At 52.0% G+C, this 19,721-nt stretch carries 19 protein-coding genes, 2 tRNA genes and 1 rRNA gene; 14 read left to right on the plus strand and 8 right to left on the minus strand.

What is annotated here, in order from left to right; genetic code table 11:
• The first annotated feature begins 13 nt into the window (after positions 1–13).
• The 3 genes from rrf to HV127_RS07775 all read left to right on the plus strand — a co-directional run bounded on the left by rrf (position 14) and on the right by HV127_RS07775 (position 391).
• A 5S ribosomal RNA gene (gene rrf, locus HV127_RS07765) occupies positions 14–129 on the plus strand.
• A gap of 56 nt (positions 130–185) precedes the next feature.
• Positions 186–262, plus strand: a tRNA-Asp gene (locus HV127_RS07770).
• Positions 263–315: 53 nt separating this feature from the next.
• Positions 316–391: transfer RNA gene (locus HV127_RS07775), tRNA-Trp, on the plus strand.
• A gap of 92 nt (positions 392–483) precedes the next feature.
• On the opposite strand, the gene hdfR is transcribed toward HV127_RS07775, so the two are convergent.
• Positions 484–1,305, minus strand: a complete 822-nt coding sequence (gene hdfR, locus HV127_RS07780) for an HTH-type transcriptional regulator HdfR (RefSeq protein WP_182235523.1) — start codon at positions 1,303–1,305, stop codon at positions 484–486.
• A 118-nt stretch (positions 1,306–1,423) separates the two neighbouring features.
• Here hdfR and HV127_RS07785 point away from each other — a divergent pair, with 118 nt between their 5' ends.
• Positions 1,424–1,762: a DUF413 domain-containing protein gene (locus tag HV127_RS07785; protein ID WP_110276913.1), complete on the plus strand. Its 339-nt coding sequence runs from the start codon at positions 1,424–1,426 to the stop codon at positions 1,760–1,762.
• A 24-nt stretch (positions 1,763–1,786) separates the two neighbouring features.
• Here the strand turns inward: HV127_RS07785 and HV127_RS07790 are convergent, their stop codons facing one another.
• Positions 1,787–3,307 (minus strand): YifB family Mg chelatase-like AAA ATPase, encoded by a 1,521-nt coding sequence (locus tag HV127_RS07790; RefSeq protein ID WP_182235524.1) that lies wholly within the window; start codon positions 3,305–3,307, stop codon positions 1,787–1,789.
• Positions 3,308–3,658: 351 nt separating this feature from the next.
• Between HV127_RS07790 and ilvL the strand changes: the two genes are divergently transcribed.
• The 7 genes from ilvL to HV127_RS07825 all read left to right on the plus strand — a co-directional run bounded on the left by ilvL (position 3,659) and on the right by HV127_RS07825 (position 11,024).
• Positions 3,659–3,757: an ilv operon leader peptide gene (gene ilvL / locus HV127_RS07795; protein ID WP_001311244.1), complete on the plus strand. Its 99-nt coding sequence runs from the start codon at positions 3,659–3,661 to the stop codon at positions 3,755–3,757.
• A gap of 139 nt (positions 3,758–3,896) precedes the next feature.
• Entirely contained in the window at positions 3,897–5,543 is a 1,647-nt protein-coding gene (gene ilvG / locus HV127_RS07800; protein ID WP_182235525.1) for an acetolactate synthase 2 catalytic subunit, read from the plus strand.
• Positions 5,540–5,797 (plus strand): acetolactate synthase 2 small subunit, encoded by a 258-nt coding sequence (gene ilvM, locus HV127_RS07805; RefSeq protein ID WP_110276910.1) that lies wholly within the window; start codon positions 5,540–5,542, stop codon positions 5,795–5,797. The genes ilvG and ilvM overlap by 4 nt, the downstream gene beginning before the upstream one ends.
• Positions 5,798–5,814: 17 nt before the next feature.
• Positions 5,815–6,744, plus strand: coding sequence for a branched-chain amino acid transaminase (locus HV127_RS07810; protein WP_182235526.1), 930 nt, complete (start codon positions 5,815–5,817; stop codon positions 6,742–6,744).
• A gap of 61 nt (positions 6,745–6,805) precedes the next feature.
• The gene (gene ilvD / locus HV127_RS07815) at positions 6,806–8,656 is read left to right on the plus strand and encodes a dihydroxy-acid dehydratase (RefSeq protein WP_182235527.1); all 1,851 of its coding nucleotides are present in this window, start codon (positions 6,806–6,808) and stop codon (positions 8,654–8,656) included.
• Between the two features lie 2 nt (positions 8,657–8,658).
• Complete coding sequence (gene ilvA / locus HV127_RS07820; RefSeq protein WP_182240588.1) at positions 8,659–10,203, plus strand: threonine ammonia-lyase, biosynthetic; 1,545 nt, start codon at positions 8,659–8,661, stop codon at positions 10,201–10,203.
• Between the two features lie 119 nt (positions 10,204–10,322).
• Positions 10,323–11,024 carry a DUF2461 domain-containing protein gene (locus tag HV127_RS07825; protein ID WP_182235528.1) on the plus strand — a complete coding sequence of 234 codons (702 nt, stop codon included), beginning with the start codon at positions 10,323–10,325 and terminating at the stop codon, positions 11,022–11,024.
• A 3-nt stretch (positions 11,025–11,027) separates the two neighbouring features.
• On the opposite strand, the gene ilvY is transcribed toward HV127_RS07825, so the two are convergent.
• Positions 11,028–11,936, minus strand: coding sequence for an HTH-type transcriptional activator IlvY (gene ilvY / locus HV127_RS07830; RefSeq protein ID WP_182235529.1), 909 nt, complete (start codon positions 11,934–11,936; stop codon positions 11,028–11,030).
• A gap of 155 nt (positions 11,937–12,091) precedes the next feature.
• On the opposite strand from ilvY, the gene ilvC reads away from it, so the two are divergent.
• The 3 genes from ilvC to HV127_RS07845 all read left to right on the plus strand — a co-directional run bounded on the left by ilvC (position 12,092) and on the right by HV127_RS07845 (position 14,561).
• Positions 12,092–13,567, plus strand: a complete 1,476-nt coding sequence (gene ilvC, locus HV127_RS07835; RefSeq protein ID WP_181484179.1) for a ketol-acid reductoisomerase — start codon at positions 12,092–12,094, stop codon at positions 13,565–13,567.
• Between the two features lie 192 nt (positions 13,568–13,759).
• Positions 13,760–14,203, plus strand: a complete 444-nt coding sequence (locus tag HV127_RS07840) for an Rrf2 family transcriptional regulator (RefSeq protein WP_182235530.1) — start codon at positions 13,760–13,762, stop codon at positions 14,201–14,203.
• The gene (locus HV127_RS07845) at positions 14,196–14,561 is read left to right on the plus strand and encodes a DUF1360 domain-containing protein (protein WP_182235531.1); all 366 of its coding nucleotides are present in this window, start codon (positions 14,196–14,198) and stop codon (positions 14,559–14,561) included. The genes HV127_RS07840 and HV127_RS07845 overlap by 8 nt, the downstream gene beginning before the upstream one ends.
• 43 nt (positions 14,562–14,604) lie before the next feature.
• Here HV127_RS07845 and HV127_RS07850 read toward each other — a convergent pair whose 3' ends face one another.
• From HV127_RS07850 to HV127_RS07870, 5 genes are all read right to left on the minus strand, one after another.
• On the minus strand, positions 14,605–15,264 hold the full coding sequence (locus HV127_RS07850) for a GntR family transcriptional regulator (RefSeq protein WP_001314254.1): 660 nt from the start codon (positions 15,262–15,264) through the stop codon (positions 14,605–14,607).
• A 143-nt stretch (positions 15,265–15,407) separates the two neighbouring features.
• The gene (locus HV127_RS07855) at positions 15,408–16,346 is read right to left on the minus strand and encodes a sugar kinase (protein ID WP_182235532.1); all 939 of its coding nucleotides are present in this window, start codon (positions 16,344–16,346) and stop codon (positions 15,408–15,410) included.
• A gap of 63 nt (positions 16,347–16,409) precedes the next feature.
• Positions 16,410–17,066, minus strand: a complete 657-nt coding sequence (locus HV127_RS07860) for an RraA family protein (protein WP_182235533.1) — start codon at positions 17,064–17,066, stop codon at positions 16,410–16,412.
• A gap of 31 nt (positions 17,067–17,097) precedes the next feature.
• Positions 17,098–18,057: a C-terminal binding protein gene (locus HV127_RS07865; RefSeq protein WP_182235534.1), complete on the minus strand. Its 960-nt coding sequence runs from the start codon at positions 18,055–18,057 to the stop codon at positions 17,098–17,100.
• 111 nt (positions 18,058–18,168) lie between these two features.
• Positions 18,169–19,506 carry an MFS transporter gene (locus HV127_RS07870; RefSeq protein WP_182235535.1) on the minus strand — a complete coding sequence of 446 codons (1,338 nt, stop codon included), beginning with the start codon at positions 19,504–19,506 and terminating at the stop codon, positions 18,169–18,171.
• Positions 19,507–19,721 lie beyond the last annotated feature (215 nt).

The raw sequence follows: 19,721 nt of genomic DNA on the forward strand, positions 1-19,721 counted from the left end.
TAAACAGAATTTGCCTGGCGGCGACAGCGCGGTGGTCCCACCTGACCCCATGCCGAACTCAGAAGTGAAACGCCGTAGCGCCGATGGTAGTGTGGGGTCTCCCCATGTGAGAGTAGGGAACTGCCAGGCATCAAATTAGCAAGTGAAACCGGGGCATTAAACCGGTGGTTGTAAAGAAATTCGGTGGAGCGGTAGTTCAGTCGGTTAGAATACCTGCCTGTCACGCAGGGGGTCGCGGGTTCGAGTCCCGTCCGTTCCGCCACTTATTAGAAAATTAAGCCTGCTAATCTAGCAGGCTTAATGATAAGAAAATTTAGGGGCGTAGCTCAGTTGGTAGAGCACCGGTCTCCAAAACCGGGTGTCGCGAGTTCGAGTCTCTCCGCCCCTGCCATATAATAATCCTTTGCTTAGGCAAAGGATTTTTTTTGTCTTTAATTTTCCTCGTTATTATTCCTCATATCCCCCATCCATGGAGGATTGATCTTATCCTAAAATACTGCTTTTCAGGATCTCGCGAATCTGCGTCTGCTTATCGCTGTTTTGTAGCCAAATTGCATACAGAGGGCGTGAAAGCGTCACGCTATCCGTAACCGTATACAAGCCGCTTTTCTCCTGTGCCCACCGTACTGGCAGCCATGTGCATCCCTTGAGCGCACTGAGCTGCCGGTAGGCTAATTCCGCAGAACTGGTCGTTAGCAGAGGTATATCGTCATTACCGATCAATCCTACTTCATTTTGTTGAAAATCAGGTCCCCATTCCAGGCGTAGATAATTCAATTCATTTTTGTTTTTAGTCGGCGATGTGCAATAAAGTGCGAGTGTAAAGTTGCCAAGTAACTGGCTGCTTAGTTCATCCATCTTCGGCGATTCTGTCGTGATCAGCAGATCAAGCTGGCGCTCGTGCAGCTGTTTGACCAGCGATTGCCGCTGTGCAATCCGCGCCTCAAACTGCAGGTTATAGGGTTCAGTGTAGAGCTTCCCAAGCCATTCATTGAGTAGGCACTCCCAAAGAGAAGCACTGGCACCTATCGAAAATTCATTATGCCGGGAAGAATTTGCGACCTCCTTACGCGCGGCCTGCCAGGTATTCATCAGGGTTTCAGCATAGGGCAGCAGTTTTTCTCCAGCTGGAGTCAGGCGGATGTTGTTACGATGACGGGTGAAAAGATTCACGCCCAGCTGGTTCTCCAACTGGCGAATACGAAAGCTAACTGCTGACTGTGTCAGATAAAGCGCCTCCGCAGCCCGGCCAAAGTGACGAGTTCTGCTCACCTCAAGGAAAGTCTTGAGCAATTCCGTATCCACACTCTTCTCCACAAAATTATTTGTCGTGATGATTTAAATGTTTTGTTTGACGCTCTGTCAAGCGTAACTAATACTCCGCGCCATAAATAGCTCGGCCAAAGAATCAGGAGCGTGTAGGATGGCGGAAAGCTTTACGACAACTAATCGTTTTTTCGACAATAAAAATTATCCGCGCGGGTTTTCCCGTCATGGAGATTTCACCATCAAAGAGGCGCAACTGCTGGAACGTCATGGTTATGCCTTTAATGAACTCGAATTGGGTAAACGCGAGCCCGTTACCGAAGATGAAAAACAGTTTGTTTCGGTATGTCGCGGCGAACGTGAGCCAGCAACTGAGATAGAACGCGTCTGGATTAAGTATATGGCGCGTATTAAGCGTCCAAAACGTTTTCATACTCTGTCCGGCGGGAAACCGCAGGTGGAAGGTACGGAAGATTACACAGAAAGCGATGATTAAGAAAAAAGGGCGTAAGCCCTTTTTTTATGCCATTAGTTTTTGTAGATGGATCAACATCCGGTCTATAGCTCGATAGCCGAGGGCTTCCTGCAAATGATAGCGTTTGATGTGTTCCACCTGCTCAAGATCGGCAATGGTTCGGGCAACTTTGAGTAGACGCTGCCAGGCTCGTATCGAGAGTCCAAGTTGCGACAAGGTCTGCTCCAGCCACATAGCATCGTCTTTATGTAGCTGACACCAGACTTTCATTTCGTTATTCCCCAGGTGCGCATTAAGTTTCTTCTGTCGGGATAACTGCCTTTCGCGTGCCGCCAAAACCCGCAGCCGTACGCTGGCGCTGTCCTCTTCTTCGCTTGTACCCTGACTTAATACCCCCGGTGGTGGGAGTGGAATTTCCAGAGAGAGATCAAAGCGGTCAAGAAAGGGGCCGGATAAACGCCCCAGGTAACGCAGAATCTGTTCTGGTGATGTACGATTATGCTGGCCTTGATAATGCCCTGTCGGGCTAGGGTTCATTGCGGCGATGAGTTGGAAACGCGCTGGATAATCGATTTTTGCGCGGGTACGAGAAATATGAATGATCCCTGACTCAATTGGCTCTCGCAACGCATCCAGTACCCTACGTTCAAACTCGGGTAGCTCATCAAGGAACAGAATCCCATTATGGGCAAGGGAAATCTCCCCTGGCGCGGGGATTGACCCTCCGCCCACCATGGCGGCAAGAGATGCACTGTGATGTGGGGCGCGGAACGGCCTACGACGCCACTGTTTCGTTGCATGGCTTGAATTGACCAGACTGAGTATTGCTGCGCTTTCCAGCGCTTCCTGGTTACTCAGCGGCGGCAGCAGACCCGGTAGACGACTGGCGAGCATGGTTTTACCAGTGCCTGGCGGGCCTATCATCAGCAAGTTATGGCCACCTGCAGCGATGATTTCCAGCGCACGCTTCCCTTGCTGTTGACCAATGACATCACGAAGGTCCACTAATGTCTCATTCGAACATTCTCCTTCCTGGATAGGAAAATTCAGAGGGTTTATTCCTTCGAGAAAAGCACAGACCTCCTGTAGATGTCCGGAAATAAGGCAGTCGCTACCGCCGATTAAGCCAACTTCCATAGCATTCTCGTCAGAGACAATTATTTTTCGACCCGCCTTTATTGCTTCCATCGCGCTGGATATAGCCCCAGGAACGCCACGTAGGGCGCCTGTAAGCGCCAATTCACCGACAAACTCATATTGATTCAACTTGGTAGCATTTAACTGCTCTGATGCCACCAGAAGCGCGAGAGCGATAGGTAAATCGTATCGTCCCCCTTCTTTTGGCAGATCGGCTGGCGCCAGATTGATGGTGATTTTCTTTGCAGGCCAGGTGTAGCCGCTGTTAATAATTGCACTACGCACTCGGTCACGGGCTTCTCTAACCGTTGTTTCGGGAAGTCCCACCATCGTCAGGCCAGGGAGTCCGTTGCTGATATGCACTTCAATCGTGATAAGCGGAGCACCGATCCCGAGAGCAGCGCGTGTGTAAACTATGGCAAGTGACATAAAACCTCCTGATAGCAGGAATTATGTCGGGGATTTTTTGCTGAGTAATCCAGCAATATTGAATTTTAGATGCCTCCTTCCAGTCGATTCACTGCCAGTTGTTACGCTTCAGGCATTTTTGGAAACTGACTCGCAGAAGGCAATCGTGGGTCAGCAATATGAGAAAGTGCTGTGGCATGCCCCACAAATTGAAATATTTTCATTTCATATTTTTCTTATTAAAAACAATTATCTTCTCAGAAATGGTTAGCAGGGTAATAAACTCAGCCATAAAAAAAACTTGTGTTTAATGTGATGTCTGTGGTAACTCTTTAGGTATTCCTTCGAACATGAAGCCAGAAAGAACATAAAATGACAGCCCTTCTACGAGTGATTAGCCTGGTCGTGATTAGCGTGGTGGTGATTATTATCCCACCGTGCGGGGCTGCACTTGGACGAGGAAAGGCTTAAAAAACAAGCCTTAACGAACTAAGACCCCCGCACCGAAAGGTCCGGGGGTTTTTTTATAACTTAAAAACAGAAGTGAGGAGCAGATGATGATGAGTAGCATAATGTTCTGTTTCTCTCGATCTATGACGGGGAAGTAACTATGAATGGAGCACGGTGGGTTGTACATGCTTTGCGAGCACAGGGAGTCGACACGGTATTTGGCTATCCGGGTGGCGCAATTATGCCGGTTTACGATGCGTTGTATGACGGCGGTGTGGAACACTTACTGTGCCGACATGAACAAGGGGCGGCGATGGCGGCCATCGGCTATGCCCGTGCTACCGGAAAAACCGGTGTATGCATTGCCACTTCCGGGCCCGGCGCGACCAATCTGATCACCGGTCTCGCCGACGCGCTGCTTGATTCCGTTCCCGTTGTTGCCATTACTGGTCAGGTCGCCGCTCCGTTTATTGGCACTGATGCATTCCAGGAAGTGGATGTTCTCGGATTATCGCTGGCTTGCACCAAACACAGTTTCCTGGTGCAGTCGCTGGAAGAACTGCCGCGCGTTATTGCTGAAGCTTTCTATGTAGCAAACTCAGGGCGTCCAGGCCCGGTATTGGTCGATATTCCAAAAGATATCCAATTGGCTCAGGGTGACCTTGACCCACATTTCTCCATGGTAGCCGATGATGTTGACTTCCCATATGCGGATATCGAATACGCTTTGCAGATGCTGGCTCAGTCCCAGAAACCTATGTTATACGTTGGCGGCGGCGTGGGTATGGCGCAGGCGGTGCCCGCGTTACGTGAATTTCTAGCCGTGACGCAAATGCCAGCGACCAGTACCCTGAAAGGTTTGGGTGTTGTGGACGCCGACTATCCGTACTATTTGGGTATGCTGGGAATGCACGGTACTAAAGCGGCTAACCTGGCGGTACAGGAGTGCGATCTACTGATCGCAGTGGGCGCGCGTTTTGACGATCGCGTGACTGGCAAGCTGAATACCTTTGCGCCGCATGCCAAAGTTATCCATATGGATATCGACCCGGCTGAATTGAACAAGCTTCGTCAGGTGCATATTGGCCTGACGGGCGATCTGAATGCGATGCTGCCAGCACTGCAGCAGCCGCTGTCCATCGATACCTGGCGTCAACGTAATGCTGATTTGCGTGCTGAGCATGCCTGGCGCTACGACCATCCTGGCGATGCTATCTACGCCCCGCTGTTGTTAAAGCAGCTTTCCGATCGCAAGCCAGTGAATTGCGTGGTCACCACCGATGTGGGTCAGCATCAGATGTGGTCAGCGCAGCATATGTCCTACACGCGTCCTGAAAACTTCATTACCTCCAGCGGTTTGGGCACGATGGGCTTCGGCTTACCCGCTGCGGTTGGCGCGCAGGTGGCTCGTCCGGATGATACGGTTATCTGTATCTCCGGTGACGGCTCTTTTATGATGAACGTACAGGAGCTGGGCACCGTAAAACGTAAACAGTTGCCGCTGAAGATTGTGCTGCTGGACAACCAGCGCTTAGGAATGGTTCGCCAATGGCAGCAGCTGTTTTTCCAGGAACGTTATAGCGAAACCACTCTTACCGATAACCCCGATTTCCTTACTCTGGCCAGCGCCTTCGGCATTCCTGGTCAACACATCACCCGTAAAGACCAGGTTGAAGCGGCACTCGACACCATGCTTTCGAGCCAGGGGCCTTATCTGCTTCATGTCTCAATCGACGAACTTGAGAACGTCTGGCCGTTGGTGCCGCCCGGTGCCAGTAACGCAGAAATGCTGGAGAAATTATCATGATGCAACATCAAGTCGCTTTACAGGCTCGCTCTAACCCAGAAACTTTAGAACGTGTGCTGCGCGTAGTGCGCCATCGCGGATTCCAGATTTGCGCCATGAATATGGAAACGGCTGCCGATGCCCGGAATATTAATATCGAGTTGACCGTTGCCAGCCAGCGGCCCGTCGAATTACTGTTTAGTCAATTAAGCAAACTGATCGACGTTGCCTGCGTCGAGATCCAGCAACCTACATCACAACAAATTCGCGCCTGAGCGCAAAAGGAAAAGAAATGACGACGAAAAAAGCGGACTACATCTGGTTCAACGGTGAGATAGTACGTTGGGAAGACGCGAAGGTACACGTCATGTCCCACGCGCTGCACTACGGCACTTCTGTATTCGAAGGCATCCGCTGCTACGATTCACACAAGGGCCCGGTAGTTTTTCGTCATCGCGAGCACATGCAGCGCCTGCGTGACTCCGCCAAAATCTATCGTTTCCCGGTCTCTCAGAGCGTTGATGAACTAATGGAAGCCTGCCGTGAAGTGCTGCGTAAAAATAATCTCACCAGCGCCTATATCCGTCCGCTGGTCTTTGTCGGTGATGTTGGCATGGGCGTTAACCCACCAGACGGCTATACCACTGACGTTATCATCGCGGCGTTCCCGTGGGGTGCCTATCTGGGTGCCGAAGCGCTAGATCAGGGGATCGATGCGATGGTTTCTTCCTGGAATCGTGCTGCACCAAATACTATCCCAACAGCGGCAAAAGCAGGCGGTAACTACCTCTCTTCTCTGTTGGTCGGCAGCGAAGCGCGCCGTCATGGCTATCAGGAAGGGATCGCGCTGGACGTCAACGGCTACATCTCTGAAGGCGCAGGTGAAAACCTGTTTGAAGTAAAAGATGGCGTGTTGTTTACTCCGCCGTTCACCTCTTCTGCGCTGCCGGGGATCACTCGCGACGCTATCATCAAGCTGGCGAAAGATCTGGGCTTTGAAGTGCGCGAGCAAGTATTGTCTCGTGAATCCTTGTATCTGGCTGACGAAGTCTTCATGTCCGGTACTGCCGCTGAAATCACGCCGGTACGTAGTGTCGATGGTATTCAGGTCGGCGAAGGCCGCTGCGGCCCGATCACCAAACGTATTCAGCAAGCATTCTTTGGCCTCTTCACCGGTGAAACCGAGGATAAATGGGGCTGGTTGGATCAGGTTAATCAATAAGCATAAAAAGATGGGGCGACACGCAACGCCCCATTTAACAGAAATTGGGAGTAACTAAAGCATGCCTAAGTACCGTTCCGCCACAACCACTCATGGCCGCAATATGGCGGGTGCCCGCGCGCTGTGGCGCGCCACTGGAATGACCGACGCCGATTTCGGCAAGCCGATTATCGCCGTCGTTAACTCCTTCACCCAGTTCGTGCCGGGCCACGTTCACCTGCGCGATCTTGGTAAGCTGGTTGCGGAGCAAATTGAAGCCTCTGGCGGCGTCGCCAAAGAATTTAACACCATCGCCGTGGATGATGGGATCGCCATGGGCCACGGGGGTATGCTTTATTCACTGCCATCCCGGGAGCTGATCGCCGACTCGGTGGAGTACATGGTTAACGCACACTGCGCCGACGCCATGGTCTGTATCTCCAACTGCGATAAAATCACCCCAGGGATGCTAATGGCGTCTCTGCGCCTGAACATTCCGGTGATTTTCGTTTCTGGCGGCCCGATGGAAGCGGGGAAAACCAAACTTTCCGATCAGATCATTAAACTCGATCTGGTTGATGCCATGATTCAGGGCGCTGACCCGAAAGTCTCCGATGACCAAAGCGACCAGGTTGAACGTTCTGCCTGTCCGACCTGCGGCTCTTGCTCAGGGATGTTCACCGCGAACTCCATGAACTGCCTGACCGAAGCGCTGGGCCTGTCGCAGCCGGGTAACGGCTCGCTGTTGGCGACTCACGCCGATCGTAAGCAGTTGTTCCTGAATGCGGGCTCACGCATCGTTGAGCTGACCAAGCGTTATTACGAACAGGATGATACCTCCGCGCTGCCACGTAATATTGCCAGCAAAGCTGCATTCGAAAACGCGATGACCCTGGATATCGCTATGGGCGGCTCTACCAACACCGTACTGCATCTGCTGGCGGCGGCGCAGGAAGCTGAAATCGACTTCACCATGACGGATATCGACAAGCTGTCCCGTAAAGTGCCGCAACTGTGCAAAGTCGCCCCGAGCACGCAGAAGTATCATATGGAAGACGTCCACCGCGCAGGCGGCGTGTTGGGTATTTTGGGCGAGTTGGATCGTGCCGGGCTGTTGAATCGCGATGTGAAAAACGTCCTCGGCCTGACCCTGCCGCAAACCCTCGATCGCTATGATGTCATGCTGACGAAAGACGAAGCGGTGAAAGAGATGTTCCGTGCTGGCCCTGCGGGTGTACGTACCACTCAGGCGTTTTCGCAGAACTGTCGCTGGGATACGCTGGATGATGATCGTGCCGAAGGCTGTATCCGCTCGCTGGAACATGCCTACAGCAAAGACGGTGGTCTGGCCGTGCTGTACGGTAACTTTGCGGAGAACGGCTGCATCGTTAAAACCGCCGGCGTTGATGACAGTATTCTGAAATTTACCGGCCCAGCTAAAGTGTATGAGAGCCAGGACGACGCGGTCGAAGCGATTCTTGGCGGTAAAGTGGTGGCTGGCGACGTGGTGGTGATTCGCTACGAAGGGCCGAAAGGCGGGCCAGGCATGCAGGAAATGCTCTATCCGACGACCTTCCTGAAATCAATGGGGCTGGGCAAAGCCTGTGCGCTAATCACCGACGGTCGTTTCTCTGGCGGCACATCAGGTCTGTCTATTGGCCATGTTTCACCGGAAGCGGCCAGCGGCGGCAATATCGCCATTATTGAAGATGGCGACATGATTGCTATCGACATCCCGAATCGTGGCATTCAGCTGCAACTGAGCGATGCTGAGATTGCGGCACGTCGTGAAGCACAGGAAGCCCGCGGCGATAAAGCCTGGACACCGAAAGCTCGTGAACGTCAGGTTTCCTTCGCCCTTCGCGCCTATGCCAGTCTGGCAACCAGTGCTGACAAAGGCGCAGTGCGTGATAAATCAAAACTTGGGGGTTAATGATGGCCGAGTCACAACCCCTATCCGCCGCCCCTGAGGGGGCGGAATATCTCAGAGCGGTGCTACGCGCACCGGTCTATGAAGCGGTGCAGGTTACGCCGCTGCAAAAAATGGACAAGCTGTCGTCGCGCCTCGATAACGTGATTCTGGTGAAGCGCGAAGACCGTCAGCCGGTACATAGCTTCAAGTTGCGTGGCGCTTACGCGATGATGGCGGGGCTGACTGAAGATCAGAAATCTCATGGCGTAATTACCGCTTCGGCGGGCAATCATGCTCAGGGCGTCGCTTTCTCAGCTTCTCGTCTGGGGGTGAAGGCGCTGATCGTCATGCCAACCGCAACTGCGGATATCAAAGTCGATGCCGTTCGCGGTTTCGGCGGAGAAGTACTGCTACACGGTGCTAACTTCGATGAAGCGAAAGCCAAAGCCATTGAGCTGTCGCAGCAGCAGGGGTTCACTTGGGTACCGCCGTTCGATCATCCGATGGTGATCGCCGGGCAGGGGACGTTGGCGCTGGAGCTACTGCAGCAGGATGCTCATATCGATCGGGTATTTGTGCCGGTCGGCGGCGGCGGCCTGGCGGCAGGCGTAGCGGTGCTGATCAAACAGCTGATGCCGCAAATCAAAGTGATTGCAGTTGAAGCAGAAGACTCTGCCTGCCTGAAAGCCGCACTGGACGCGGGCCATCCGGTCGATTTGCCCCGCGTCGGGCTGTTTGCTGAAGGTGTGGCGGTAAAACGCATTGGCGATGAAACTTTTCGCGTTTGCCGGGAGTATCTCGACGACATCATTACCGTCGATAGCGATGCGATCTGCGCGGCGATGAAAGACCTGTTTGAAGACGTGCGTGCTGTGGCAGAGCCTTCCGGCGCGCTGGCGCTGGCGGGGATGAAAAAATATATCGCTCAGCACAATATTCGCGGTGAACGCCTGGCGCACGTGCTTTCCGGTGCGAACGTTAACTTCCACGGCCTGCGCTACGTTTCCGAGCGTTGCGAGCTGGGTGAGCAACGCGAAGCGCTACTGGCGGTGACTATTCCGGAAGAGAAGGGCAGCTTCCTCAAATTCTGCCAACTGCTGGGTGGGCGTTCGGTTACCGAGTTCAACTACCGTTTCGCCGATGCGAAAAACGCCTGCATTTTTGTCGGTGTGCGTCTGAGCCGCGGTCTGGAAGAACGCCAGGAAATCCTCAATCTGCTGCACGATGGCGGCTACAGCGTGGTGGATCTCTCCGACGATGAAATGGCCAAGCTTCATGTACGCTACATGGTGGGCGGACGTCCGTCGCAACCTCTGCAAGAACGTCTGTTTAGCTTCGAGTTTCCGGAATCCCCCGGTGCTTTGCTGAAGTTCCTGCATACGCTGGGTACCCACTGGAATATTTCTCTGTTCCACTATCGCAGCCACGGAACCGATTATGGTCGCGTGCTGGCGGCATTCGAGCTTGCCGATCATGAGCCTGATTTTGAAAGCCGGTTGCATGAGCTGGGCTACGACTGTCACGATGAGAGTAATAACCCAGCGTTCCGCTTTTTCCTGGCGGGTTAGTCCTTATGATGGCCGGAAAACGAGGTATTGGCTTTTCGGTCATCTTTCTGAATTGCGTAGACAGTGTATGAACGGGTGCGATAATGCGCTAATCATCTTCTCGCTAAAAGGGCAAACAGATGGCAGGACGCTTCCAGGGATTTGCACAAGAAGGGCTCGATTTTCTTCAACAGGTGCGGATTGAAAATGATAAAACGTGGTTTGAAGAGCACCGTTTTATTTACGATCGCAGTGTCCTTACGCCGTTTCGCGCGCTGGTGGATGATTTAGCACCTGCGATGCTGGAAATTGACCCACTGCTGGAAACCCGCTCCGCAATCGGCAAAACCTTATCACGCGTTCATCGTGATACCCGTTTTTCGCATGACAAATCCCTTTATCGTAGCCGGATGTGGCTGACCTTTAAGCGTTCTGCGAAAAACTGGACGGATGCCCCAGCGTATTTCTTTGAAATCAGTCCGGATACGTTGCGCTATGGGTTAGGGTATTACAGCGCCAGCAAGCCAACCATGGACCTGTTCCGTCATACTTTAAAGCAGCGCCCTAAGCAGTTTCTGGACGTCGCCGAATGTTGCCGGGCTCCGTTTGAACTGGTCGGGGAAAGCTATAAGCGGCTGTTGGTAAAAGATCTCGAACCAACTATTTCAGACTGGTACCACCGCAAATCTTTTGCCGCCATGGTCACCGATAACGATGTCGAAAAATTGTTCCATGCCGATTTGGTCACCTTGCTGGCAGACGGATTCCGTCAGTTGGAACCGCTGTATCAGTGGTTGATGACGGTAGAGACGATGAAGCAAATCGATCCGGCTGATTTGTAAAAGTCATTTTCCTTCTTCGATTTTTCTCTCCAGCACAATCTTCCAGAAGGCATCAATCAGCGGCTCATGCAGCCGCTTTTTGGGCGCGCAGACGCCCAGTTCAAACGGCGTTTTCTCATCGCTACGCTCTAAAATCATCACGCGGTTGCGTACCGGTTCCGGGCTGTTTTCCAGCACCACTTCAGGCAGCAGCGCCACGCCGCAGCCCAACGCCACCATCGACACCATCGCCTCGTGACCACCGACCGTGGCATAAATTGACGGATTGCTGATTTTATTACGGCGAAACCACAGCTCAATGCGGCGGCGTACTGGCCCCTGGTCGGCCATGATAAACGGCACCGTTGACCAGTCGGGGTCGTCGGCGGAGACCTGATTGCGCACCGGGCAGGGTAACGCCGGGGCGATCAGTACCACCGCCAGATTTTCCAGCATGGAGAACGCCACTGCGCCGGGCAGCGTCTCCGGCTTACCGGCAATCGCAAGGTCCGCTTCTCCGGTGACCACTTTTTCCATCGCGTCGGCGGCATCGCCGGTGGTGAGCTTAATCTCCACCGACGGGTGTTCGGCGCGAAAACGGTCGAGAATGGGCGGCAGATGGCTATAGGCGGCGGTCACCGAGCAGAAAATATGTAGCTCGCCCGAGAGCGACGGCCCTTGCTGATCGATGGTGTGGCGTAATTGCTGATACTGCAACAGCGTCTGTTGGGCAAAGACGCGTAGTTCTTCGCCCGCTTCGGTGAGCGTTACCGTGCGGTTATCGCGAATAAACAGCGCCTGACCGAGATCCTCTTCCAGACGTTGAATTTGCCGGGAAAGCGTAGAGGGGCTGACGTGCATCGCCCGCGCGCTGCGGCCAAAATGACGGCTTTCCGCCAGATGCAGAAAGGTTTTTAGATCGCGTAAATCCACGGCTCGTACTCCACGTTTTTACATTGCATAAATTGCAACGTGACGTTGTGAATATATCAATTTCCGCAATAAATTTCCTGTCATATAGTGGGTTCATTCTCGCATAAGCGAACCGAACAATAAGCACGACACACAACATCACGGAGTACACCATCATGGCTAACTACTTTAATACACTGAATCTGCGCCAGCAGCTGGCACAGCTGGGTAAATGTCGCTTTATGGGCCGCGACGAATTCGCCGACGGCGCGAGCTACCTTCAGGGTAAAAAAGTGGTCATCGTCGGCTGTGGCGCTCAGGGCCTGAACCAGGGCCTGAACATGCGTGACTCCGGTCTGGATATCTCTTACGCCCTGCGTAAAGAAGCGATTGCCGAGAAGCGCGCTTCCTGGCGTAAAGCGACTGAAAACGGCTTTAAAGTCGGTACCTACGAAGAGCTGGTTCCGCAGGCAGATCTGGTGGTTAACCTGACTCCAGATAAACAGCACTCCGACGTTGTGCGTTCTGTTCAGCCGCTGATGAAAGACGGCGCGGCGCTGGGTTACTCTCACGGTTTCAACGTCGTGGAAGTGGGCGAGCAGATCCGTAAAGACATCACCGTAGTGATGGTTGCTCCGAAGTGCCCGGGTACCGAAGTACGTGAAGAGTACAAACGTGGTTTTGGTGTGCCGACGCTGATCGCGGTTCACCCGGAAAACGACCCGAAAGGCGAAGGTATGGCGATTGCCAAAGCCTGGGCTGCTGCAACCGGCGGTCACCGTGCGGGCGTACTGGAATCCTCTTTCGTCGCGGAAGTGAAATCTGACCTGATGGGCGAGCAGACTATCCTGTGCGGTATGCTGCAGGCCGGTTCTCTGCTGTGCTTCGATAAGCTGGTGGAAGAAGGTACTGACCCGGCATATGCTGAAAAACTGATTCAGTTCGGCTGGGAAACCATCACCGAAGCGCTGAAGCAGGGCGGCATCACCCTGATGATGGACCGTCTGTCCAACCCGGCTAAGCTGCGTGCTTACGCGCTGTCTGAACAGCTGAAAGAGATCATGGCGCCGCTGTTCCAGAAACACATGGACGATATCATCTCCGGTGAATTCTCCTCCGGTATGATGGCTGACTGGGCCAACGACGATAAGAAACTGCTGACCTGGCGTGAAGAGACCGGTAAAACCGCGTTCGAAACCGCTGCCCAGTTCGACGGTAAAATCGGCGAGCAGGAGTACTTTGATAAAGGTGTCCTGATGATCGCGATGGTGAAAGCGGGCGTTGAGCTGGCATTCGAAACCATGGTTGATTCCGGCATCATCGAAGAGTCGGCTTACTACGAATCACTGCACGAGCTGCCGCTGATCGCCAACACCATCGCCCGTAAGCGTCTGTACGAAATGAACGTAGTTATCTCTGATACCGCAGAATACGGCAACTACCTGTTCTCTTACGCTTGCGTACCGCTGCTGAAAGAGTTCATGACCACGCTGCAGACCGGCGACCTGGGCAAAGCGATTGCTGAAGGCGCTGTGGACAACGCCCAACTGCGTGATGTGAATGAAGCCATTCGTAGCCATGCGATTGAAGAAGTAGGCCAGAAACTGCGCGGCTATATGACCGATATGAAACGCATTGCCGTCGCTGGCTAATAAAACCTCGTTATCATCCGGCCCGGTTAGCGCCTCGCTACCGGGCCGTTTTTTTATCTGCGTTTGACGGGATCTCTGAATCCACACTCTTATCATATAAATTCATCTGGTTATCATGTAGATAGCTTTTATTTGTACAGATTATCCTTTCTGGGATTGCTCACACCTATCTTATGTAATATTGTAAGTTACATGAAAATAAACAACTCATTCTCAGCCACGCTGCACATCTTGCTTCACCTGGAGCAGATGGATAAGCCCCTGACCTCGGAACAGATGGCCTCTTTTATTGACGGCAATCCGGCGTTCATCCGCAAATTGCTTGCCGGACTCAGGGAAAACAATATTGTCTGTGCCACGAAGGGGCACCACGGCGGCTGGCGGCTCTGCCGACCGGTCAGTGACATTACGCTTTACGACATCTATATGGCGCTCGGCGAACCGGCGCTGTTTGCGCTTGGCAACCGCAGTGAAAACCCGCAGTGCCTGGTGGAACAGGGGGTAAACCGGGTGATGTCAGAGACGCTCGCCGACGCGCAGACGCTAATCCTCGATCGCTTTAAGCGCCTGACGTTGCAGGATATTGGCAGCGAATTTATCAGCTACTTCAACGACAAAGGCCACGACCATGATTGAAACCTTAACCACCTGCCTGATGATTGCGATGGCGGCGAGCAGTATTTCGATGACGGTGACGCAGACTGAGCTGTTTGCTGCGTTTCGTGAATGGACGACGAAGAAGAACGCGCTGATGGGGCATCTATTTCACTGCTTCTACTGCCTGAGCCACTGGGTAGTGTTTGGCGGGATGGCGGTATATCACCCGGCGCTGCTGAACAGCGGCTTTGCGCTGATTGACTGGGTAATGACGGCGTTTATCGTTATTACCCTCACCACGCTGATTAACGGCCTGATGTTTAAAGTTTTCCAGGCTGCCGTCAGCACACATGTGATGAAACACGAAGCGCAGAAGATTCTTCAGCCGCATAAATAAGGTTTAATTACCAATACCGCGTTCGGTCAATCTGTTCGCGGTATTAGCCGAATTGTCCCCAATACGCGCCTTTTTCTGGAAGGATATGTTCCTGTAATGCCTGGAGCGCTTTTTCAGCATCCGCATCCTGGATGGCCTGAATGATTGCGACATGTTGTTGATGGGAGCGATGCATATGTTCGTCATTGCTGCCAAGGTAATTACGAATTGTCGCCATCTGCGCGGAAATAAGCACGTAGGATTGCTGTAAATAGGCATTGCCGCAATAGGTGAATAACGCCTCGTGGAACAGATTATCGAGGCGAATATATTCATGCGTGGAATTATTTTCCAGACAAAACGTCATGTGGTCGAGATAGGAAGATAATGCTTGTACCAGCTGGCGCTGATTGCGATGCAGGGACAGCCTCAGCGCTTTTGCCTCGACAAAATAACGAAACTCCAGCAACCCATTGAACTCAATATCGCTCAGATTGAAAACAAAAGTTCCGCTTTTCGGGCGGATATGTACCAGCCCCTCGCTTTGCAGACGTCTCAAAGCGTCGCGTACCGGCGCTTTAGTGGAAGATAAACGCGTCGCCAGGGCTGATTCAGATATTTTGCAGCCCATCGGTAATGTGCCGTTAATGATCATATCTCTGATACGACGATAAATAACGTCTTTGAGTAAGTCCGTTGTCATATTGATTGAAAATTCCGGCATGTTAACTCGGTGAGCGGCCGTTTGCGGCCAGCAATAGAGGTGACTGTATAACAGATTTGCGGGAATGGGAAAATGATATATGGCAACAAGTTGCCGCTGGCACACCGTGAGAAAATGTGCCGCGCTGGCAGGCGCGGCGGAGATTACTGTGATTGAGTTTGCTGGATCAATACTTCAACTTGTGGCTGGCGAGGAATGGGCGCGACGGCACCATAACCGGTTGTCGTGAGCGCAGCGGCGGCATTGGCGTAGCACAGCGCATCTTCCGGCGAATCGCCTTTGATAATGCGATAAAGGAAAGCGCCAGAGAAACAGTCCCCGGCTCCGGTAGCATCGACGGTGGCGACTTTATGGCCTGAGTAGATGACCCGCCGGTTCTCATTGGCGAACATCGCGCCTTCCGCGCCCATTTTTAACACCACATTCTTTGCTCCAAGCTGGAGATAGAAATCCGTAATTTCATCTGCATGGTGTTTCCCTGTGAGCAGACGGGCTTCATCAAGGCTGGGCATGCAGTAATCTACATGACGGATCGTTTCATGAATGATGGCGCGGGCGCGGGCTAATGGCCACAGTTTGAGCCGCAGATTGGTGTCGAAGGAAATCAGCGTTTGGTGTTTTTTGCATAATTCAATCGCGTGAAAAAGCGCATCGCTGACATTATTACCAATGGCGTGGGTAATGGCTGAGCTGTGAAATAAGCGTGCGGCAGCAATCGCGGACTCATTGATATCATCGACAGTCATCGTCGAGGCCGCAGAGCCTTTACGATAAAAGGTAAAGTGGTGGCCCCGTTCGTTGTGCGAAATAAAATAGATACCCGTCGGGGCTGTTTTATGCGCGCCAACCCATTGATGATCGACCTTTTCTTCGTCCCATAATGCCCTGAAATTCTGACCAAATACGTCGTCACCGAGGCGGGTTAACATGGCAACCTGAGCACCTTGTCGCGCTGCGCTGATGGCGAAATTCGAGGTGTCACCGCCAAATCCGCTAAGATAATGCTGCTCAGAGCGCTCCGTGGGAAGTTGATTGAATTCAAAAAGGGGTTCACCAAATGAAAGAATATCGAACTGCTTCATTGCGTTCTCCATGTGATAGTCCGGGTACGCCATCAGCTGGTTTGGCTGATGGCGTCGGGTTGATTAGATCCGGCCGTATTTCGCCAGGCCTTCACGCAGAGAACCGGACTGAATAATCAGTTTGGCTTGTTCCAGCTCGCGGCTGTCAATGGATTGCGCCAGCGCTAAGACTTCGGCAGCGACCGCCTGCGGTATGCACACCACGCCGTCGATATCCCCGACGATCAAATCCCCTGGATTCACCGTGACATCGCCGATGGTGACGGGCTGGTTGGCTGAAATGGTCTTGAAACGACCAAGCGTAGTGCCTGGGGTTACGGTTTTTGCGTAAACCGGGAAATCGTAATCACGACGGATCTCCGCCAGGTCACGGACGCCGCCGTTCAACACTGCGGCCTCATGTTTATTGGCAACAGCCCCGGCGGTCATTAACCCGCCCCAGACGGCAACGGTTTCCAGTGATGGGTTGCCAGTAATGACGATGACCGAACCGCTGGCTGATTCATCAATCGCGTCCAGCGCATGCTGCGGCGGTACTTTTTCGTCAGTGACGTCTTCATAAATAGTGACGGCCGGACCAACGATTTTTTTGTCGTTGATGCGGTTTTTGATTTCAAAAGGCAGGAACATAGTCTTGCCGAGGATCTGATCGCAGGCATCAGCGACAGAAGCGGTGGAATAAATGGCGCGAAAACCGTCGATAATCTCTTTGCTGTACATAACACTTCCTCTTTTTATAACGAATACGGATCTATGGGTTAACCCAGTTAAGCGGCTGTTGGCCTTCAAATGCCCGACGTACTTCATGTGCGGCTTTACTTTGCAGCTCGATCACCGACTCTTCGGTAAACCAGGCTGTGTGGTCCGTGCATAGGGTGTTATCCATTTGTAGTAATGGACTTTTTGCACTGAGGGGTTCGGATTCAAAAACATCGAGTCCGGCGGCGAAAATACGTTGTTGCAGCAAGGCGTTGATCAGCGCCTGTTCATCGATAAGCCCGCCGCGCGAGGTATTGACCAGAATGACGCTGGGCTTCATTTTTGCCAGTTCGGCCTCACCAATAAGGTGATGGGTGTCCGGGGTTAATGGTGCGTGAAGGGAGATGAAATCCGCTTCATGGCACAGCGTGTCGAGACTGACCCGGGTCACGCCAGCCAGTAACGCCTGCTCATCGGTAAGCAGCGGATCGACAACCAGAATGCGCTTAAAGCCGATCCCGGATGCTTTTTGCACAAAGCAGCGGGAGATACGACCAAATCCGATGACGCCGAGCGTTTTTCCTGCCAGACGGAACATAGGTTCGCGTTGACCAACTCCCCACTGGCCATCGCGAACGTCGCGATTGCGGGTGGCGATGCGGCGCGTTGCGGCAAGGAGCAGCGCCAGAGCGTGCTCGGCAACGTCTTCAGACCCATAATCCGGAACGTTGGCGACATAGATTCCTTTCTCTCTTGCCGCCTGGCTATCGATATTGTCTACGCCGACGCCGTAGCGCACGATGATGCGGCACTGAAGCATCGCTTCAATCATGGGGCGACTGACGGTTGCTTCCCGGACCATGACGGCATCAGCATCGCTTACCTGGCGCAACTTCTCTTCCTGAGAGGCATTTGCCGGAACGACAACAAACTTCGGGTCCCACTCGCGTAAAATACTTTCTTCTGCGGAGTAATTTAAATATCCGGGCTCAATAACAACTATCTTCTTCATAATATCTACCACGCTTAATTATAAAATTAAGGATTTAATTTTTATGGCTGTAGTTCGCCGCACCCTGAAATAGAGTGTGAAATTAGTGAGTATTTTTCAGACTTTATGTAATTACAGCGTGACGGGTTTAGCGTCCCTGATGGCGATGTTCTTTAACCAGCGAATAATTAATATTGTAACAATGCCGCCGATAAGCATAACTGCGCTCAAATATAACATTGGGGCAGAGTCACTTTTTTCTAAATCGCGTACCAGAGGAATAGTATTTTGCGCGAAAAATCCGCCCAGGTTTGCCAGTGAGTTAATAATAGCAATGCCTGCTGCCGCAGTTGCGCCTGAAAGAAACTTAGTTAAATTCCAGAAGCAAGGTTGAATCGCAAATACTGATAATACAACACCGCAAATACAGATGAAGCTAATAATCGGCTGTGAGAATGTCCAGACCGAGAGCAGCAGGCATATTGCGGCGGTGAACATAGGTAATGCAACATTAATATAAGGGTTCTCGGTGCGTTCTGGTTTACTGGTTATCCAGCGTAGCATCACGATAACCATTGCCCACGGGATCATGTTCACTAAGCCATTCATCATATCGGTGGCACCGAACGTTTTAACGATAGTCGGCATCCAGTAACTGATACCGTAGGCGCCAAAACAGATGAATCCGTATACCAGCGCCAGGGCCAGCACGCGCCAGTCGGTTAGTGACTTACCTAAACTATTGACCGATTTATCGGTGTTGGCATCCTGTTCGGCCGCCAGTTTTTTAATTAACCAGCTTTTCTCTTCTTTGTTTAAGAAGCGAGCCTGCTCCGGGCCTTGTGGGAACCAAAGCAGCACCGGGGCAATCAGCAGAAGCGCCAGCACTCCGGTTGCCAGAAATAACCATTGCCATCCTTCCAGTCCCATAAAACCATGCATACTAAGCAGAGAGCCATTAATTGGGGCGCCAATCATATTTGCGACCATACTTGCCGTGACTAAATAACCGACAATACGTGGTCGATACTTTAAAGGGAACCATTTAGTGGAGTAGTAAATTAACCCAGGATAAAAGCTGGCTTCGGCAACGCCAAGAATGAAACGTAAGGCGTAAAACGTTGACATTTTTTCGGTCCACGCCAGCGCCATGGTAATGACTCCCCATGACAACAAGCTAATAGTGAACCAGCGCTTAGCACCGACTTTTGATAATATTAAATTTCCGGGAACGCTGAAAACTAAATAACCGATGAAAAAAAGTGATGCGCCGAGTCCAAAAGCCGCTTCACTCCATCCGAGGCTATCTACCATTTGTAATTTAGCAAAACTAATATTCTGACGATCTATATACGCCACGATGTACATCAATACCATCAGTGGAACAAGTTTCCTGGTCGTTTTTGTTACGATGATTTTTTCTAAATCATTTTTCGCATCCAGGGACTGTTGTTGTATTGAATGACTCATAACACGTGTTTCCTGAATAAAGTCATAAGGTCTGGTGCGCGTCTCCACACCATGGCATGGAGTCCCGGGTTTGTCTTCATAGAGACGCCGCTGTTTTAGTCAGTTGAGACAACACTACTCAATCTGACATGTTACATAAGATATCACTCATTTTTTATATGACGACAGAGAGCGTAATAAATTGACGTTTAGATCACGAAAAATGGCGATAAAAA

It is taken from the genome of Klebsiella sp. RHBSTW-00215 (assembly GCF_014103785.1).
Lineage (GTDB): Bacteria > Pseudomonadota > Gammaproteobacteria > Enterobacterales > Enterobacteriaceae > Klebsiella.

What these genes read in the sequence shown, in the direction of transcription:
- HV127_RS07785 (WP_110276913.1), top strand. Translation starts at nt 1,424, where the DNA reads ATGGCGGAAAGCTTTACGACAACTAATCGTTTTTTCGACAATAAAAAT.
- HV127_RS07790 (WP_182235524.1), bottom strand. Translation starts at nt 3,307, where the DNA reads ATGTCACTTGCCATAGTTTACACACGCGCTGCTCTCGGGATCGGTGCT.
- ilvL (WP_001311244.1), top strand. Translation starts at nt 3,659, where the DNA reads ATGACAGCCCTTCTACGAGTGATTAGCCTGGTCGTGATTAGCGTGGTG.
- ilvG (WP_182235525.1), top strand. Translation starts at nt 3,897, where the DNA reads ATGAATGGAGCACGGTGGGTTGTACATGCTTTGCGAGCACAGGGAGTC.
- ilvM (WP_110276910.1), top strand. Translation starts at nt 5,540, where the DNA reads ATGATGCAACATCAAGTCGCTTTACAGGCTCGCTCTAACCCAGAAACT.
- HV127_RS07810 (WP_182235526.1), top strand. Translation starts at nt 5,815, where the DNA reads ATGACGACGAAAAAAGCGGACTACATCTGGTTCAACGGTGAGATAGTA.
- ilvD (WP_182235527.1), top strand. Translation starts at nt 6,806, where the DNA reads ATGCCTAAGTACCGTTCCGCCACAACCACTCATGGCCGCAATATGGCG.
- ilvA (WP_182240588.1), top strand. Translation starts at nt 8,659, where the DNA reads ATGGCCGAGTCACAACCCCTATCCGCCGCCCCTGAGGGGGCGGAATAT.
- HV127_RS07825 (WP_182235528.1), top strand. Translation starts at nt 10,323, where the DNA reads ATGGCAGGACGCTTCCAGGGATTTGCACAAGAAGGGCTCGATTTTCTT.
- ilvC (WP_181484179.1), top strand. Translation starts at nt 12,092, where the DNA reads ATGGCTAACTACTTTAATACACTGAATCTGCGCCAGCAGCTGGCACAG.
- HV127_RS07840 (WP_182235530.1), top strand. Translation starts at nt 13,760, where the DNA reads ATGAAAATAAACAACTCATTCTCAGCCACGCTGCACATCTTGCTTCAC.
- HV127_RS07845 (WP_182235531.1), top strand. Translation starts at nt 14,196, where the DNA reads ATGATTGAAACCTTAACCACCTGCCTGATGATTGCGATGGCGGCGAGC.
- HV127_RS07850 (WP_001314254.1), bottom strand. Translation starts at nt 15,264, where the DNA reads ATGCCGGAATTTTCAATCAATATGACAACGGACTTACTCAAAGACGTT.
- HV127_RS07855 (WP_182235532.1), bottom strand. Translation starts at nt 16,346, where the DNA reads ATGAAGCAGTTCGATATTCTTTCATTTGGTGAACCCCTTTTTGAATTC.
- HV127_RS07860 (WP_182235533.1), bottom strand. Translation starts at nt 17,066, where the DNA reads ATGTACAGCAAAGAGATTATCGACGGTTTTCGCGCCATTTATTCCACC.
- HV127_RS07865 (WP_182235534.1), bottom strand. Translation starts at nt 18,057, where the DNA reads ATGAAGAAGATAGTTGTTATTGAGCCCGGATATTTAAATTACTCCGCA.
- HV127_RS07870 (WP_182235535.1), bottom strand. Translation starts at nt 19,506, where the DNA reads ATGAGTCATTCAATACAACAACAGTCCCTGGATGCGAAAAATGATTTA.